This is a genomic window from Sphingomonas sp. UBA978, from assembly GCF_002292295.1.
In the GTDB taxonomy this organism is placed as follows: domain Bacteria; phylum Pseudomonadota; class Alphaproteobacteria; order Sphingomonadales; family Sphingomonadaceae; genus Sphingomonas.
In genome coordinates this window covers 145,097-160,966 of record NZ_DBBS01000021.1, presented here as the reverse complement: position 1 = coordinate 160,966, position 15,870 = coordinate 145,097, and the positions used below count along the sequence as shown (strand labels likewise).

14 protein-coding genes are annotated in these 15,870 nt (G+C 68.7%); 4 read left to right on the top strand and 10 right to left on the bottom strand.

Annotated elements, in window-relative coordinates:
- Positions 1-33 precede the first annotated feature (33 nt).
- The 6 genes from B2515_RS15740 to B2515_RS15715 all read right to left on the bottom strand — a co-directional run bounded on the left by B2515_RS15740 (position 34) and on the right by B2515_RS15715 (position 9,561).
- The gene (locus B2515_RS15740; RefSeq protein ID WP_293877946.1) at positions 34-4,275 is read right to left on the bottom strand and encodes a translocation/assembly module TamB domain-containing protein; all 4,242 of its coding nucleotides are present in this window, start codon (positions 4,273-4,275) and stop codon (positions 34-36) included.
- Positions 4,275-6,452, bottom strand: a complete 2,178-nt coding sequence (locus tag B2515_RS15735) for an autotransporter assembly complex protein TamA (RefSeq protein ID WP_293877944.1) — start codon at positions 6,450-6,452, stop codon at positions 4,275-4,277. Before B2515_RS15735 ends, B2515_RS15740 begins: the two co-directional genes overlap by 1 nt.
- 221 nt (positions 6,453-6,673) lie before the next feature.
- Complete coding sequence (locus tag B2515_RS15730; RefSeq protein ID WP_293877942.1) at positions 6,674-8,089, bottom strand: coniferyl aldehyde dehydrogenase; 1,416 nt, start codon at positions 8,087-8,089, stop codon at positions 6,674-6,676.
- On the bottom strand, positions 8,086-8,499 hold the full coding sequence (locus tag B2515_RS15725) for a hypothetical protein (protein ID WP_293877941.1): 414 nt from the start codon (positions 8,497-8,499) through the stop codon (positions 8,086-8,088). The genes B2515_RS15730 and B2515_RS15725 overlap by 4 nt, the downstream gene beginning before the upstream one ends.
- Positions 8,496-9,251: a prepilin peptidase gene (locus tag B2515_RS15720; protein ID WP_293877940.1), complete on the bottom strand. Its 756-nt coding sequence runs from the start codon at positions 9,249-9,251 to the stop codon at positions 8,496-8,498. Before B2515_RS15720 ends, B2515_RS15725 begins: the two co-directional genes overlap by 4 nt.
- Position 9,252: 1 nt before the next feature.
- Positions 9,253-9,561: a hypothetical protein gene (locus tag B2515_RS15715; protein WP_293877938.1), complete on the bottom strand. Its 309-nt coding sequence runs from the start codon at positions 9,559-9,561 to the stop codon at positions 9,253-9,255.
- A gap of 87 nt (positions 9,562-9,648) precedes the next feature.
- On the opposite strand from B2515_RS15715, the gene B2515_RS15710 reads away from it, so the two are divergent.
- Positions 9,649-10,836, top strand: coding sequence for an acetyl-CoA C-acyltransferase (locus tag B2515_RS15710; protein ID WP_293877936.1), 1,188 nt, complete (start codon positions 9,649-9,651; stop codon positions 10,834-10,836).
- 1 nt (position 10,837) lies between these two features.
- Here B2515_RS15710 and B2515_RS15705 read toward each other — a convergent pair whose 3' ends face one another.
- A complete protein-coding gene (locus B2515_RS15705) occupies positions 10,838-11,293 on the bottom strand; it encodes a hypothetical protein (protein ID WP_293877934.1) in 456 nt (151 codons plus the stop codon).
- A 73-nt stretch (positions 11,294-11,366) separates the two neighbouring features.
- Positions 11,367-11,864, bottom strand: coding sequence for an SH3 domain-containing protein (locus B2515_RS15700; protein ID WP_414711412.1), 498 nt, complete (start codon positions 11,862-11,864; stop codon positions 11,367-11,369).
- A gap of 99 nt (positions 11,865-11,963) precedes the next feature.
- Between B2515_RS15700 and B2515_RS15695 the strand changes: the two genes are divergently transcribed.
- Positions 11,964-12,956: a 2-hydroxyacid dehydrogenase gene (locus B2515_RS15695; RefSeq protein WP_293877932.1), complete on the top strand. Its 993-nt coding sequence runs from the start codon at positions 11,964-11,966 to the stop codon at positions 12,954-12,956.
- 93 nt (positions 12,957-13,049) lie between these two features.
- The gene (locus B2515_RS15690) at positions 13,050-13,247 is read left to right on the top strand and encodes a hypothetical protein (protein WP_293877931.1); all 198 of its coding nucleotides are present in this window, start codon (positions 13,050-13,052) and stop codon (positions 13,245-13,247) included.
- 46 nt (positions 13,248-13,293) lie between these two features.
- Here the strand turns inward: B2515_RS15690 and B2515_RS15685 are convergent, their stop codons facing one another.
- The gene (locus B2515_RS15685) at positions 13,294-13,743 is read right to left on the bottom strand and encodes a nucleotidyltransferase domain-containing protein (RefSeq protein ID WP_293877930.1); all 450 of its coding nucleotides are present in this window, start codon (positions 13,741-13,743) and stop codon (positions 13,294-13,296) included.
- Between the two features lie 33 nt (positions 13,744-13,776).
- Positions 13,777-15,180: an NAD(P)H-dependent flavin oxidoreductase gene (locus B2515_RS15680; RefSeq protein ID WP_293878492.1), complete on the bottom strand. Its 1,404-nt coding sequence runs from the start codon at positions 15,178-15,180 to the stop codon at positions 13,777-13,779.
- Between the two features lie 178 nt (positions 15,181-15,358).
- On the opposite strand from B2515_RS15680, the gene B2515_RS15675 reads away from it, so the two are divergent.
- Complete coding sequence (locus tag B2515_RS15675) at positions 15,359-15,823, top strand: hypothetical protein (RefSeq protein WP_293877928.1); 465 nt, start codon at positions 15,359-15,361, stop codon at positions 15,821-15,823.
- The last annotated feature ends 47 nt before the right edge of the window (positions 15,824-15,870 follow it).

Here is a 15,870-nt window from a genome sequence, read left to right as displayed (position 1 = left end):
TCGGTTTGGTGGAGAGGCCTACCCTAATCGCCCTCAATAGTCTTTCGAATATTTCAATCGCGCATCGGACCCGCCCGCCGAACCGGTCGAGGTGAGCAGGCTCAGCGCCCGCGTCAGCGCGATCTCCAGCTGCGTCGCGGTAAAGCCGCGGGCGTCGGTGACGATCTCGACATAGATGTCGTCGGTCAGGTACTTGCCCGCCGCCAGACTGGTGCCGCGCCCGCTCGCCTCGTCGGCGCCCAGCACCCGCAGGCGGTCGAACCCGGTCGCCGAGCGCAGCTTGCCGAGCGGGTTCAACCCGCCGCCGCCGGACCCGCGCAGCGAATTGAGCGCGCTCGCCAGCTGGATCGCCTCGGTCGCCGACAGATTTTCCGGATTGGTCCCGAACAGCAGGCGGCTGAGCACCTCGTCCTGCGGCAGCGCCGGCGTCGAGGTGAAGGCGATCTGCGGGCGCTGGCCGGTGCCGGTGACCGCGATCAGGGCGGTGATGCCGTTGACCGTGGTCGATGCCTGGATGTTGATATCCGGGTCGGTCAGCTGGCCGCCGCGGAAGCGGATCGTGCCGCGCGTCACCTCGAAGCGCTTGCCGGCGAAGGAATAGGTGCCGCGCACCAGGTCCAGCCCGCCGGTGATGACCGGCGCCGCCGAAGTGCCGCCGACCTTCAGGTTCATCTCCCATTCCGATTCGAGGCCCATGCCGGACACGAACAGCTGGTTTTCCGCACGCACCGTCAGGTCGAGCCGGATCACGCTAACCGGTGCCGGCTTCGCCCGGTCGGTCGGGCGCGGGGTGACCAGCTGGCTCCTGCGCCGGATACCGGTCAGTTCCGGAACCTCCGCCGAACCCTGGCGGATGATCTGGTAGCGCGCCTCGGGCACGTTGAGGTTGCCCTGCAGCAGCCCGCCGTCGCGTCCGTAGGTGAAGCGGATGTCGCCCGAGGTCGTCGCCGCCAGCGCGTCGCTCTTGGCGAGCTGCGCATTGTCGAACTTGGCGCGCAGGTCGATCGGGAAGCCGCTGTCCGCCGCCAGCCCGACGCTGCCCTGCGCCTGTACGCTGCCCTTGCCCGCACGTGCGGTCAGGCTGGTCAGGTCGAGCCGGTCGTTGGTGAAACGGGCCGCGATCTTCATCTGCGACAGGCGCGTCCCGAAGGTCTCGTTGTCATAGGTGAGGTTGTCCGCCCGGATCAGCCCGTTGAGCCGCGGTGCCGCGACCCGGCCGGAAAAGTCCGCCGCGACCGCGATCGCCCCGGTCAGCTGCTGCTCGGGCAGCGCGGCGAGGCTGAACAGCACCCCCGACGGACCGTTGTAGCGGATGCCACCGGACAGCGGCGCCTGCATCAGACGCGTCGTCCACGATCCGGCGCCCGGCGGCAGCGGCCGCAGTGTCGCGAGCATGCGGCCGATCGTGTTCGGCCCACGCTTGACCAGCGCCCGCGCCTCGCCGCCATCGGGCACCAGGCGACCGACGAACTGCACGTCGACCGGCTCCGACACCGCGGCAAGGCCGGTGCGCTGGAAACCGGCGATCGTCATCCGCGCATCGGCGGCGGGAATGGCGCTGCCCTGCTGGCGATAGTCGAGGCTGCCGGTGACCGCGCCCGACAGGCCGAGGTTCGGCACGAACGCCGACAGCATCGACAGGTTGAGCCGATCGAGCCGGGCCTGCGCCGCGGTGACGCCGCCGCCGAACGATCCGGCGATGCGAGTCGAACCGGCGGTCGGTCCCTGCCCGAAATCGATCCGCGTCGCGGCGAGGCGATAGGCATTGCCCGACGCGGTGATGCGGGCCGGATTGACGGTGCGGAACGGGATGTTGTTCGCCTGCCCCTGCGCCGCGACGAGGTAATTGCCCGGCGACAGCTGCGCATTGAGCGCGATCCGCAGCGGCACGCCGCTCGATCCGGTCAGCAGCGCCTGCGCGGTGCCGCGACCGCCGACATAGTTCACCTTGGCGCGCATCGCCTGGATGACGAACGCATTGTAGCGCGTGTCGGCGACCTGCACGTCGGCGATCACCTGCGGCGCCTTGGGGAACATGACGACGTTCGCATTCACGATCGCCCGGCCGATGGTGAAATCGGCGATGCCCGGGATGCTGGCGTTATAGGCCCGCGCCGCGACGTCCGCGCGCTGGTAGCCGCCCTGATTGCCGAGGCGGACGTTGCCGCTGACGCCGCGACCGGCGAATTGCAGCGACCCGGCGAACGGTCCCGCGGCGGTCGCCGCGACGCGACCGCGCGCGGTGATGCCGGCGAGCACGACGCGATTGACGTCGACGGTCAGCTGCGGGCTCGGACGCACGAGCACGTCCGCGGTGAATGGCCCGTAATCGGTGCCGCCGGTTGCGGTGACGGCATAGGCCCCGCCCCGCCCGACGACGCGCGCGTTGAGATCGACGAGGCCGATGCCGACGCCGGGACGCGCCGCCCGCAGCACGACGACCGGCGCATCCGCGCTGCCGGTGACGCGTGCGGATAGGGGCCCGTATTGCGTCGAATAGGCGTCGGCATTGACCAGCACGCCGCCGTTCGCCGGGTTGAAGCGCCCTTCGCCGCGCGTGATGCGGAACTGCGGCGCGTTCATCCGCAGGTTGCGGAAGGTGACGATGCCCTCGGGGCTGTAGCCGATGTCGCTGCGGACGATCGCATTCCCGCCCAGGAAATCGCGCACGCCGCTGTTGAACAGCTGCTTCGTCTGCGCGACGACGCGGCCGGTGATGCCGAAGCCGCCATTGGCGCCCGGCACCAGCTTGGCGTCGGTCGACAGGTCGAGGATGCCGATGCTCTCCAGCCGGTAGTTGTTGACCCGCCCCTTCAGCGCACCGGTGTAGCGGCCGGTCTGCGTGTTCGCGACGACGATCGCAGTCGCGTCGATATTGTCCGAGCGGATGCGGAGGTTGTCCGACAGGATGTTAGGCATCGAAATGGCGAAGTCGCCCTCGATCCGGACGTTGTTCGCCAGCCCGCCGACCGCGGCGTTGAGGCCGGTGATGCGACGCGCGCGGGCCTTGACCGGCACCAGGATGCGGTCGGCGTTCACGCGGGCGAGGCCCTCGGCATAGACATTTTCGACCGTCGTCGTGCCGAAGCCGATCGCCGCGGCGTTGATCTTGTAATCGACCGTCGGCGTCGCGAACGCCCCGTCGAGCACGACGCGCGCCATCACGTCGCGGCCGCGCAGGTTGGGCGCGATCGCCCCGGGGGTGAGCAGGCGCGCGTTGACTGCGAAATTGCCGAACGTGTTGTTGGCAAGGTCGATCAGCCCGCCCGCATCCACCGCCAGCGCATCGGACTTCAGCGTCAGCCGCGTATCCGCCTTGCGGTCGTTGAGCGTGGTATCGAGCGCGAGGTCGAGGCGCGGCGCGGTCAGACGCTCGACCGGCCCCTGCAGATACAGGCCGGGCGTCGCGAAGCCGCGCACGGCGATGCGCCCGTTGCGTGCGGTCACGTCGAGGTCGGCGAGTTGCCGGCCGCCCAGCGTGGCGCGTGCCTTGCCCTGCCAAGCCTGCCAGCTGCCGCGCCCGTCGACGGTCGCGGTCAGCGGTGCCTTGAGCGCCCCCATGGTGGCGACGACGCCGCCGACCGGCGCGTTCAGCTTCATGTCGATGTCGAGCTGGTTGCGCTCCGGCACCGCGTCGAGCTTCAGGTGCAGCGTATCGCCCCCGGCGACACCGGCACCGCGCAGCGCGGCGGCATCGGTGACGAGCTGCGCGCGGCGATCGGCGATATGCACCGCGCCGTCGATGCGGACGATATGCGTCTCGCCGGTCACCGGCTTGGCCAGCACCAGCCGGCCGACGTGCAGGCGGTTCACGTCGATGTCGAGATCGGGCAGCAGCGGCGCGTTGGGATCGCTCGGCGTCTGCTTCAGTTCCGGCCGGCGCGCCAGCGTGACCAGTTCGGTCGACAGCGCGCGCACGTCGACGTGATTGTCCACGAACGCGAACGGGCGCCAGTCGACGCTCAACCGGGGGCTGGTGAGGAACACGCCCTTGGGATCGGCGACGCGCACGTCGGACAGGACCATCCGGCCATAGAGCGATCCATCGATCCGCCCGACCTTGATGTTGAGGCCGGATGCGGTCGTATAGCCGCCGATCCGGTTGGCGACGAAGCGGCGGCCGGGATCGGTGTTGATCCCCAGCACCACCACGCCGACCAGCACCGCGAGGCCGAGGATGAGGAACAGCACCCATTTGAGGATACGCTGCCAGAGCGGCCGTCTGACGACGACGGCGGCATCGGTCGGTTCGGTCACGGGCATATCCTGCGCCATCAGAATGCCTGCCCGATCGAAATGTAAAGCGCGACCTTGCCGTCGCCGGGCCGCGGGTTGAGCGGGGTCGCCACGTCGATGCGCATCGGCCCGAAATTGGTATAGAAGCGGCCGCCGATGCCGGCGCCGAACTTCAGTTCGGACCCCTTGGGCAGGCTCGATTCATAGCTGTTGCCGGCGTCGACGAACGGCACGATGCCGAAATTGCCGAACCGGTAGCGCGCCTCCAGCGCGAATTCGTTGAGGCTGCGACCGCCGACGGGATCGCCGTTGGGGTCGAACGGCCCGAGCCGCTGATAGCCATAGCCGCGCACCGATCCGCCGCCGCCGCCATAATAGCGGCGCGAGGGCGCAAGGTCGTCGCGCGCGATGCCCTGGATCGACGCGGCACGCGCGCGTCCCGCGATCACCAGGCTGTTCGAGACGGGATAATAAAGCGTGCCTTCGATCTGCGTACGGACATAGGGTTTGAACCCGCCGCTCACTGCACCTTCCGGGCTGACGTTCAGGCGCAGGCGATAGCCGCGCGTCGGGTTGAGCAGGCTGTCGGACGTGTCCCATTCGACCTGCCCCGGCAGCGCGACGATGCCATAGGTCCGGCGGACGTTCCGCCCTTCCGTGAAATCGTAGACGCTCTCGTTCGTACCGACGAGTTCGCCGCCGTAATAATAGGTGAATCGCTTCTGCCAGATCGGTGTCGAGACATAGCTCCAGCGCGCCGACAGCGTGCCGGTGAAGGCGTCGAAGGCGTCATAATTCTGGTGGACCGCGCTGGCGATCGCCGTGAACGTCTTGTCGCGCCGGCCGGCGTTGGAGCGGCGGAAGGTGCCGGACGCGCCCTGTTCCTGCGTACCGGCGACGATCGTGCCGATCAGCGCGCCCTCCGGCGGGAACAGGTTGCGGTGCGTCCAGCTGCCCTCGGCCTTGAAGCCCTGCCCGGTCGAATAGCCGGCGCTGCCCGCCAGCGTCCGCGCCGGCCCCTTGCTCTGGCGGACGAGCAGGTCGACCGCCTCGGTGCCGTCGGCATTGGTGCGGCCGGTCCGCTGCGGCTCGACCGAGACGCTGGAGAACAGACCGGTCGCGACCAGCGCGTCGCGCAAATCGTCGCGCTTGCGGCTGTCATAGAGGTCGCCCGCGTCGAACCGCGGGAAGACGTTGAGATGTTTCAGGTCGAACACCGGGTCGCCGGTGGTGACGAGATTGCCGAAACTGGACCGCGGACCGGTATCGACCGGCAGCGTATAGGCGCCGGTCGCCTTTTCCGACTGGTCGTCGAGCAGGATATCGCGATCGCCGAGCTTGACGAAGGGATAGCCCTGCTGCGGCAGGACGAGGCTGACGTTCGCCTCCGCCCCCTGGATGCGCGCCGCCTCGATCGGATCGCCGACGCGCAGCGGCAGGTTGCGGCTGAGCAGGTCCGGCGGGGTCACCGGCTGCGCCTCGATCGCGACCGACGACAGCGTGTAGAGCCGGCCCGGCGTCGCGGTCACCGTCGCGCGCAGACGACCGGCCTTCGTCGCATCGGCGTTCGGCACCGTCTCGACCATCGAAATCGCGGTGCCGTCATAATAGCCCAGCGACTTCATCAGCCGCACCGCCAGCGCCTCGTCCTCGCGCGCCCGCGCGGCGACCTGCGTCGCATTGGCCGCCTTGCCGCCGCCTTCCTGCAGGGCCGACAGCGATTTGAACTGCGCGGCAAGGTCGAGCTTCTCCAGCCCCTTGAGCTCGGTGTCGTAGCGGATCTGCGGCGCGTCGGCGTCCTTGACGTCGGCCACCGTCTGCAGCGGCGCGGAATCGAAGGTGCCGAGCGGCTGGAGCGGCTGCGCCAGTTCCGGATTCTCCGCCGCGGCGGGCGGCAGCGTCCCGTCGGGGTTGACCAGCGGCTGTTGCGCCACGGTCGCGCCTGGGGTCGACGTCTGGGCCGGCGGCGTCCGGACGACGGGGGCTTCTGCCGGCATCGGTTCGAGCGGCGCGTTGATATCACCGCTCAGCGGCGGCAGAGCGGCATTGAATTCGCTGTCGGGCACGATCGGCGCGTTGCCGTTCGGGTCGGTGACGCCCGTCTGGACGCCATCATTGTCGCGTTCGACCTTGGGCGCGTCAGGACCGCGGGCAGGTGCAACGCCCTGCTGCTGGTTGAATTGGCCATGAGCCGGGGCCGCGGCGACCAGAGCCATGGCAAGCCAGTAATGTCGTCCGGTCGATACTCGCACGCGTGTTCGTTCCCCTTTGCGAGAGCGTTCGCGTTCGAATCCACCCCCAAGCACGCCGATAACGCCGCCGCCCGCATCTTGGTTGCATCGCAGCGAGGACTTTTGTCGGAACCGCCGGAATTTCCGGTGGGCGATCAACGGGATGGGAGGCGGCCTATTTGTACGACATGCTGTCGTCGGCAGAATCAGGCCTTCATCTGCCGCTTTACCGATGCCGCCAGCGCCTTGCCGTACGGCGGTTTCAGCCCGGCGATCTTCGCGACGTCGAGCCGCGCCTGTTTGAAGACCGCCTTGGCGTGGCTGAAGGTCCGGAACCCGTCGACGCCGTGATAACTGCCCATGCCCGATGGCCCGACGCCGCCGAACGGCAGGTCCTCCATCGAGACGTGAAAGAGGACGTCGTCCAGCGTCACCCCACCCGAGATCGTCCGGTCGAGCACGCGGCGGCGCTCGTCGGCATCGCGGCCGAAATGATAGAGGCCGAGCGGGCGCGGACCGCGGTTGATGCGTGCGATCACCGCGTCGATCCCGTCGTAGCGGACGACCGGCAGGATCGGCCCGAAAATCTCCTCCTGCATCAGCACCATGTCGTCGGTGACATCGGTAACGATGTGGAGCGGCATCTTGCGGCTGTTGGAACCGGCGAAATCCTCGTTGGCGGGATTGACCGTCTCGATCCGCGCGCCCTTGTCGCGGGCATCGTCGAGCCAGTCGGTCAGCCGCTGGTAATGGCGATCGTTGATGATCGCGGTGTAATCGGGGTTGGCGAGCAGCGTCGGATACATGGCGCTCGCCGCCGCCGTCAGCCCGTCGACCAGCGCGCGTTCCTGTGCGGCGGGGACGAGGACGTAATCGGGGGCGAGGCAGATCTGCCCGGCATTCAGCATCTTGCCGAGCGCGATTCGCTCGGTGGCGCGGGCGAGGTCGACGTCGGCGCCGATGATCGCCGGGCTCTTGCCGCCGAGTTCGAGCGTCACCGGCGTCAGATTGTCCGCCGCGGCGTGCAGGATGTGGCGGCCGATCCCGGTCGCGCCGGTGAACAGCAGATGGTCGAACGGCAGCGCGGCGAACGCCTTGCCGACCTCCGGCCCGCCGGACACGAAAGCGAGTTCGTCGGGCGCGAAATAGCTGCCGACCACCTCCTCGAACAAAGCCGCGGTCGCAGGAGTAAACTCGCTCGCCTTCACCATCACCCGATTCCCCGCCGCAAAGGCGCCCGCGACCGGCCCCATCACGAGGTTGACTGGGAAGTTCCACGGCGCGATCACGCCGACGACCCCCTTGGGCTGATATTCGACCCAGGCCCGCGCACCGAGCAGGCCGAGCGGGAACTGGACCGCGCGCTTCTCCGGCTTCGCCCAGCCGTCGAGCTTCTTCAGCGCATGCGCGATCGGCGCGATCGATCCGCCGATGTCGGTCAGCATCGACTGGTCGCGGCTGCGATGGCCGAAATCGTCGCTCAGCGCGTCGCAGAAGCGGACGGCATGGTCGCGGATCATCGCCGCCGCCCGCCTGAGGCGGTCCTTGCGTACCGCAAGCGTCACCGGCAGTTCGGCGATGAAGGCGGCGCGCTGCGCCGCCAGCAGCGCGTCCATCGTCATGCTCGGCAGCCGATCAGCCCGGCGACGGGAACGACGATGCCGTCCTGCCCGGGCCGGTCGATCTGCAACGACCCGGTCGGCACCTTCGCGCCCGCGGTCAGCCCCTCCTGCTGAACGATATCCATCGTCAACCGCGCGGTGATGTCGTCGCGGCGATATTCCGCGGCGTCGGCAAAGCCGAGCTTGCCCGGCCCGTCGCCGGCGCTGCGCGCAAGATCGATCGTCCGGCCGCCGATCGCGATGCGGATCGTCGCGGGGTCGGCGGTCGCCATCGCGACCAGCTGACGGTCGGTCGCGCTCCACAGATAGGCGGCGCAGCCCTTGTCGGGCAGCTGCTGGCGGCCGATCGCCCCCAACACCGGGGCGGCAGGGGCGGCCTGGGCCGCGACGGCGAGCAACAGCGCGATCATGGCGCGAGGGATATCATGGCGAGCCACGCAGGGTAAGCCGCCACCGCCAGCAGCGCGCCGAACGGCAGGGCGGTATCGCGGGCGACGCCCCGGCCGGTCAGATGCGCGAACAGCGCCACGCCGAGTCCGATCAGGCTGGCGATCACCAGCACCGCCGGCAACATCCGCCAGCCGAGCCAGAGCCCGATCGCACCGAACAATTTGGGGTCGCCGCCACCCATGCCGTCGTGCCCGCGCGCTGCTTTGTAGCCCCATGCGATCAGCGCGAGGCTCGCATAACCGGCGATGCCGCCGATCAGCCGGTCGACGAGCGACGGGTCGAGCCCCGCCACCCCCGCCGCCAGACCGGTCGCGGCGAGCAGGCCGGTCAGCCGGTCGGGCAGCCAGAAGGCGATGACGTCGAGCGCAGCCAGCGCGAGCAGCAGCCAGCCGAATACAGCACCGGCGATCCCGCCCGCATCGGGTGCGACGATGCCGGCGGCCAGGCCGATCGCCGAAGCGGCAAGCTCGATCCCCGCATGCCACGGATCGATTCGGGCACCGCAACCCCGGCAGCGCCCGTGCTGCACGGCGAAGCTCAGCAACGGCACCAGCTCCCCCGCGCACAGCGGCCGCCCGCACCCGTCGCAGGCGGAACGCCCGCGCATCACCGATCGCCCCTGCGGCCAGCGGATCACCAGCGCGGCAATGAAACTGCCGAAGATCGTCCCCAGCACGGCCAGTGCGAGCGGCCAGACGATGGCCGCGCTCATGTCAGGCTTCGCCGGGGTCGGGCTCGCGGATCAGATAGCGATAGACGCCGAGCAGATCGATGCCGAGCAGCACGATGTTCTGCGACCCCAGCGCCCAGTCGCGCATCAGCACCGCGCCGGTAATCCACGCCACCGCCGACAGGCAAAACAGCACCATCGCCCAGCCGGTGTCCCGACGCCCCCAGTCCAGTGCGACCACGCCGGCGGCAATCATCCCGCTGATCGATGCAAACCACCGTACTGGCTCGATAAATTCTTCCATCACCGCCCAGCGCGCGGGGTCGCGGATCGATCCGTCCGGGCTCGCCATATGCTGGACAGATGCGGGCCGGCACGCTCATTGCCCCGCCCTGCCCCGCATCCTAGATAGCTGGCAACACAAAATACCGGAGAGCCCATGTCCACCGATCCCGTCGTCATCCTCGGCTATGCCCGCACGCCGATGGGCTCGTTTCAGGGCGCGCTCGCCGGCGCATCGGCGACCGAACTCGGCGCGGCCGCGGTGAAGGCGGCGGTCGAACGCGCGGGCGCCTCGGCAGAAGCGATCGAGCGCATCTACATGGGCTGCGTCCTGCCTGCCGGCCTCGGCCAGGCGCCGGCGCGGCAGGCGGCGATCGGCGCGGGCCTCGGCACGCATGTCGAGGCGACGACGGTCAACAAGATGTGCGGATCGGGTATGCAGGCGGCGATCCTCGCCGCGGACGCGCTCGCCGCCGGATCGGTCGAGATGCTGGTCGCCGGCGGCATGGAGAGCATGACGAACGCGCCCTATCTATCGAAGAAGCATCGCGCCGGCGCGCGCATCGGCCATGACACGCTGTACGACCATATGTACCTCGACGGGCTGGAGGACGCCTACGAACCCGGCAAGCTGATGGGCAATTTCGCCGAGGAAACCGCGGCCGACTATCAGTTCACCCGCGCCGCGATGGACGATTATGCGATCGAATCGCTCAACCGCGCGCAAAAGGCGCAACTAGCGGGCGCGTTCGATCGCGAGATCGTCGCGGTCGAGGTGAAGGGCCGCAAGGGCAGCACCACGGTCTCACTCGACGAACAGCCCGCCAAAGGCGACGTCGCCAAGATCCCGACGCTGAAGCCCGCCTTTTCGCGCGACGGCACGATCACCGCCGCCAACGCCTCGTCGATCTCCGACGGTGCCGCGGCGCTGGTGATGACGCGTGCCAGCGTCGCCGAACGGCTGGGCTTGACGCCGATCGCCCGCGTCGTCGCGCATGCCGGGCATGCGCACGATCCGGCGAAGTTCACCACCGCGCCGGTGTTCGCGATGCGCAAGGCGATGGAGCGCGCCGGCTGGGATCGCGACGACATCGACCTGTTCGAGGTCAACGAGGCGTTCGCCGCAGTGTCGATGATCGCGATCCACGACCTCGGAATCGACCCTGCACGGCTCAACGTCCATGGCGGCGCCTGCGCGCTGGGTCACCCGATCGGCGCGAGCGGTGCGCGCATCCTCGCGACGTTGCTGTCGGCCCTGCAGACGACCGGACAAAGGCGCGGCCTTGCGTCGCTGTGCATCGGCGGCGGCGAGGCGACCGCGATGGCGGTGGAGCTGATGCAGTAAATCAGCGGCGATAGAGGTGCGAGACATCCGACTTGCTGCCAGGCAGGCGGACGACCTGCCCGCCCTCGCACACCGGCGCGGCGACCAACCGCAGCCAGCGCTGGCCGGCATCATGCGGAAAGACTGCGACATCCAGCGTGAAGCCGCGGCGATGGCGGATCGCATGCGCGCGCAGCCGCTCCATCGCCACCCGCGACGCCTCGGCATAGAGCGCGACGGTCGTACAGCGTGCGGGCGCGACATGCTCGGGCAGGCCGAACAACCGATAGACCTCACGCGACCAGCTGAGACGATTGTCGGCAAGGTCGCACGCCCACAGCCCCAGGGTCGCGTTCGGTGGGGCGGCCTCGCCATCGGCGCCGCGCGGATCGTCGGACAGCCGGCCGAGATCGAACCGCTGGTCGACCTCGACCATGGGCCAGCTATGATGCAGTTGCAGCGGTTCGGTCGGCGTCACGATGGCGGCCTTCGCATGGGGAGCCGGATCGGTAGCGGTGCGGTCCTAACATCCCGTTAGGCGGCGCGCGATGTTACGGCAGCCGCTCGCCGCCTTCGACGCCCCACAAATCGGCAACCTCGACGAAGCCCGCCTGCCCCTTCACGTCGAGCCGGCACCAGCCGCCGCCGCATTCCGACAGGCGCCCGACCACGCCCGGCGCGGCCCGCCACAACAGCTTCGCCCCCGCCGACGGGCGCGCATACATCTCGACCGGCTGCGCGCTCCGCACGATCCCGGTCCGCCGCTCGCTGAGCAAGGCGGCGAGCATCCAGCCCTGCGTGCCGTCGGGGTCCTCCACCTTGCGCCACTGCTTGAACGTCGCGATCACGCGCACGGGCAGATCGGCACGCTGGTACAGCCAGCTTGCGGGATAGGTCTTGTCGGGACCGGTGCGCATCCGCGCGCGGCCAGCGTTGATCGACGCGTAATAGGGCAGCGTCTTCTTGCCGTCCGCGGCACGCGCTGCGTCATCCGCCGTCACCATCGCCAGCCCGGCGATGGCCATCGCGCCCAAAGCCCAAAACCGCATCGTTCCTGTCCTTTTCCTCTTCGTCCTCTCTAGCGTGGCGCGGATGAACGGCAACGATCCGTTGACGCCCGCCGCGCGCTTCGCCAAGCCGGTGGCGCCATGTCAGATTCCCGCCGCACCCCCAAGGTCGTCGTGACCCGCGAACTCGCCGATACGGTGATGGACAGGCTGGAGGCGCTGTTCGACACCACCAACAACCGGGGCGACGCCCCGATGACCCGCGCGCAGCTCGCCGCGGCGATGGCGGATTGCGACGTTCTGGTGCCGACCGTCACCGACGAGATCGACGCCGCGCTGATCGCCGGCGCCGGCGAGCGGCTACGCCTGATCGCCAATTATGGCGCGGGCGTGAACCATATCGCGCTAAAGGCGGCACGCGCGCGTGGCATCATCGTCACCAACACGCCGGGCGTGCTGACCGAGGATACCGCCGACATGGCGATGGCGCTGATCGTCTCCGTCCCGCGCCGGCTGGCGGAGGGCGAGAAGCTGGTGCGATCGGGCGAATGGCACGGCTGGAGCCCGGGCGGCATGCTCGGCCATCGTATCGGCGGCAAGGCACTGGGCATCGTGGGCATGGGCCGCATCGGCCAGGCGGTGGCACGCCGCGCCCGCGCGTTCGGCCTGTCGATCCATTATCACAATCGCCACCGCCTGCCCGCCGTGGTCGAGACGGAGCTCGGCGCGACCTTCCACGCCGATCTCGACGCGATGCTGGCGGCGGCGGACATCGTCAGCATCCATACCCCGCTCAACGCCGACAGCCGCGACCTGATCGACCGCCGCCGCATCGGCCTGATGCGGCCCCACGTCTATCTCATCAACACCTCGCGCGGCGGCATTGTCGACGAGGGCGCGCTGGTCGACGCGCTGGAGGCCGGCCGCCTCGCCGGCGCGGGCCTCGACGTATGGGAGCACGAACCGCGCATCGATCCGCGGCTGCTCGCACTGCACAACGTCGTGATGACCCCGCACATGGGAAGCGCGACGCTGGAGGGGCGGCAGGCGTCGGGTGAGCGCGTGATCCAGAACATCCGCATGTGGGCGGACGGCCACCGCCCGCCCGATCAGGTGCTCGAAGGCTGGGCGTAACGCGCGCATTGTTCGTGATAAATGATTGCTGAACGGAAACCTTTGCTGCGCCGCGACATTACCTCCGCATCCCCGCAACGAAGGATTTCAGCCATGTCCATCAAGCCCATCGCCGCCACCGCCCTTCTGCTCGCCTCTGCCGTCAGCCTGTCGGCCTGCTCGACGCTGAAGGGCGCAGGGATCGGTGCCGCGGGTGGTGCGGGCGTCGCCGCAGCGACCGGTGGCAGCGTCGAAAAGGGCGCCGCGATCGGCGGCACCGGTGGCGCGGTGGTCGGCACCGTCGCCGACTGACCAGGTTCGGGAGCGTCGAGCGCCTCAACCCGGCGCTCCCGTACATCTACAGCGCGGCGAGCAACTGCCTGCGCTCGATATCCTTGGCCCGGCCGAACCGGGACAGGATCGTCATCAGTTCCTCGCGATCCGGCACGTACACGCCATCCAGAGCAATGCGAGTGACAGGAACCAGCGGTCGCCACGCGCCGCCTTCGCAGATCGCAAAGCCCCCCATGATCTCGACCGTGCGGTCTAGCCTAGGCCAGCGCGCGAAAATCCCGGACCGGAACAGCGGATGAGGATCCAGCCGCTCCGCACTCAGTCCCAATCGCGACACCAGATCCGCTGCATCCTCTTCGCCGACCAGCAGATCAATATCCGCGACATCGGTCACAACGCCATGCAGCGCGACCGCCGCACTGCCGATCACCCACCACGGACCACGGGCGTCGCGCATCGCGGCAGCGACCGCCGTCAGCGCTGTCGCGACACCCGTCTCAATCACCGGCGTCACGCCGGTATGCCGGCGGTGCGACCGCCGCCACACTCAGTCCCCCGTCAGGATGCGATCGACCAGTTGCTTCACGCTCGGCACGAAGCCGTTGGAATAGAAGGGGTCGCGCTTGAAGTTGTACGCAGCATGGCCGGCGAACATCAAATTCTGGTCGACGTCGCCACCATGCGCGATGTCCTGCAGCGTCTTCTGGATACAGAAGCTGCGCGGATCGGCGAGCCGCCCGGTCGAATTGGTTTCGGTATCCGCCCAGCTCGAGAAGGAGCATTGCGACAGACAGCCCATGCAATCCGCCTGATCCTTGCGGATGATGCCCTTCTCGGTCGGCGAGACGAACACCAGCGTATTGTCCGGCGTCTTCAGCGCGTCGGTATAGCCCTCGCCGAACCACTGGCGCGCGCGTAGCAGGTCGTTGCGCGTGACCCAGAAATTCTTGCCCTTCACGCCGACGTCGAGCTGGAAGACGTGGTCCCCCGCCTCCTGCGTCGAAAAGGCGATCTGGCGTTCCGAACGCGCCTCGAGGTTGCGCAGGAACGGATTGCGCACCGCAGACGAATAGAAACCGGTCGGCGAAAAGCGGTGGAGCAGCACCTCGCCTTCCTCGATCTGCGTCAGCCGGTCCTTCCAGTCCTGCGGGATCGGGCTCTCCTGCGTCAGCAGCGGCCGCGTGCCATATTGGAAGGCGATCGTGCCGAGCTCGGGATTGTCGATCCAGTCGTTCCAGTCGCGCAGATACCAGACGCCGCCCGCCATCACGATCGGCGTCGTGTCGGGAATGCCGCCCTCGCGCATCACCGCGCGCAGTTCGGCGACGCGCGGGAACGGATCCTGCGGCTTCAGCGGGTCCTCGGCATTGGACAGGCCGTTATGCCCGCCGGCGAGCCATGGGTCCTCGTAAACGACCGCCGCCAGCCAGTCCGCCGCCTTCGAATAGGCGCGCTTCCACAGCGCGCGAAAGGCGCGGCCCGAGGATACGATCGGCAGGTAGGACACGCCGTAGGACGCGGTGATCTCGGACAGCTTGTACGGCATGCCCGCCCCGCAGGTGACGCCCGACACCATGCCCCGGGTGCGCTCGAGCACGCCGTGCAGGATGCGCTGCGCCCCGCCCATCTCCCACAGCACGTTGATGTTGATCGCGCCCTTGCCGCCGGAAATCTCGTGCGCGCGCTGCACCTGCTGCACGGCGCCTTCGATGGCATATTCGACCAGTTCCTCGTGGCGTTCGCGGCGGGTCAGCGCCTTGTAGACCTGAGGGATGATCTTGCCGTCGGGGTCGTAGCTGTCGGCATTGACGGCGGATACCGTACCGATCCCTCCGGCGGCAGCCCAGGCGCCGGCGGAGGCGTGGTTGGTCGCGGCGACGCCCTTGCCCCCTTCGACCAGCGGCCAGACCTCACGGCCATTGTACACGATCGGCTTCAGGCCCTTGAACACGGAAAACGTCACCTCATCCCGGGGGGTAAATACGACCGGCTATACAAGAAGGATGCGGTGATGCGAAGGAATTGCGATGCGGGCCGGATCTCGCGGCGGCGGCGGCACCCCCGCTTAGGCGTCGGTTAACCTCGTTCGTGCACAGCGGTCGCCAGCACATTGATAGGGAATCTGACCGATGGGGGTCCTCGACCATCTGATCGCGCCGAAGCGGCCGAAGCGCAAGACGCTGGCCGCGACGCTGCGGTCGCCGCTCGGCGCGCTGCTGCTGCCGCAGTTCGAGCGATTGCACCTGCCCGCCGGCGAGTTGCCGCACGACGGACCGACGGGGTCGGCCTGGTCGCGCGGCTACATACTCGGCGCGGCCTGCGCCTCGCTCCAGCATCAGAGCGCGGCACCGGCAAGCGATCACGAATGTTTCACCATCGCCCACACCGCATTCGCCATGACCTATGGCGAGGCCGAGGCGCGCAACCTGCTTGCCGCGACGGTCGCTGCCGCGGAGGCGCATGAGCCGGAGATCGAGGACGGGCTGATGCAGGGCGCCAGCGACCTCGCGCTGGTCGCGTCGGGCGGGACGGACGACATGCCGCTGCACTTCGCGACCCGCAACGGCGAAGAACTTGCCGCCGCGGATCAATAGACGGCAACATTTCGTCACAACAAAACGCCCTGGAAAAACGAACCGTT

Coding starts and splice junctions, on each gene's coding strand:
- B2515_RS15740 (WP_293877946.1), bottom strand. CDS start 4,275: ATGGCGCAGGATATGCCCGTGACCGAACCGACCGATGCCGCCGTCGTC.
- B2515_RS15735 (WP_293877944.1), bottom strand. CDS start 6,452: ATGGCTCTGGTCGCCGCGGCCCCGGCTCATGGCCAATTCAACCAGCAG.
- B2515_RS15730 (WP_293877942.1), bottom strand. CDS start 8,089: ATGACGATGGACGCGCTGCTGGCGGCGCAGCGCGCCGCCTTCATCGCC.
- B2515_RS15725 (WP_293877941.1), bottom strand. CDS start 8,499: ATGATCGCGCTGTTGCTCGCCGTCGCGGCCCAGGCCGCCCCTGCCGCC.
- B2515_RS15720 (WP_293877940.1), bottom strand. CDS start 9,251: ATGAGCGCGGCCATCGTCTGGCCGCTCGCACTGGCCGTGCTGGGGACG.
- B2515_RS15715 (WP_293877938.1), bottom strand. CDS start 9,561: ATGGCGAGCCCGGACGGATCGATCCGCGACCCCGCGCGCTGGGCGGTG.
- B2515_RS15710 (WP_293877936.1), top strand. CDS start 9,649: ATGTCCACCGATCCCGTCGTCATCCTCGGCTATGCCCGCACGCCGATG.
- B2515_RS15700 (WP_414711412.1), bottom strand. CDS start 11,864: ATGCGGTTTTGGGCTTTGGGCGCGATGGCCATCGCCGGGCTGGCGATG.
- B2515_RS15695 (WP_293877932.1), top strand. CDS start 11,964: ATGTCAGATTCCCGCCGCACCCCCAAGGTCGTCGTGACCCGCGAACTC.
- B2515_RS15690 (WP_293877931.1), top strand. CDS start 13,050: ATGTCCATCAAGCCCATCGCCGCCACCGCCCTTCTGCTCGCCTCTGCC.
- B2515_RS15675 (WP_293877928.1), top strand. CDS start 15,359: ATGGGGGTCCTCGACCATCTGATCGCGCCGAAGCGGCCGAAGCGCAAG.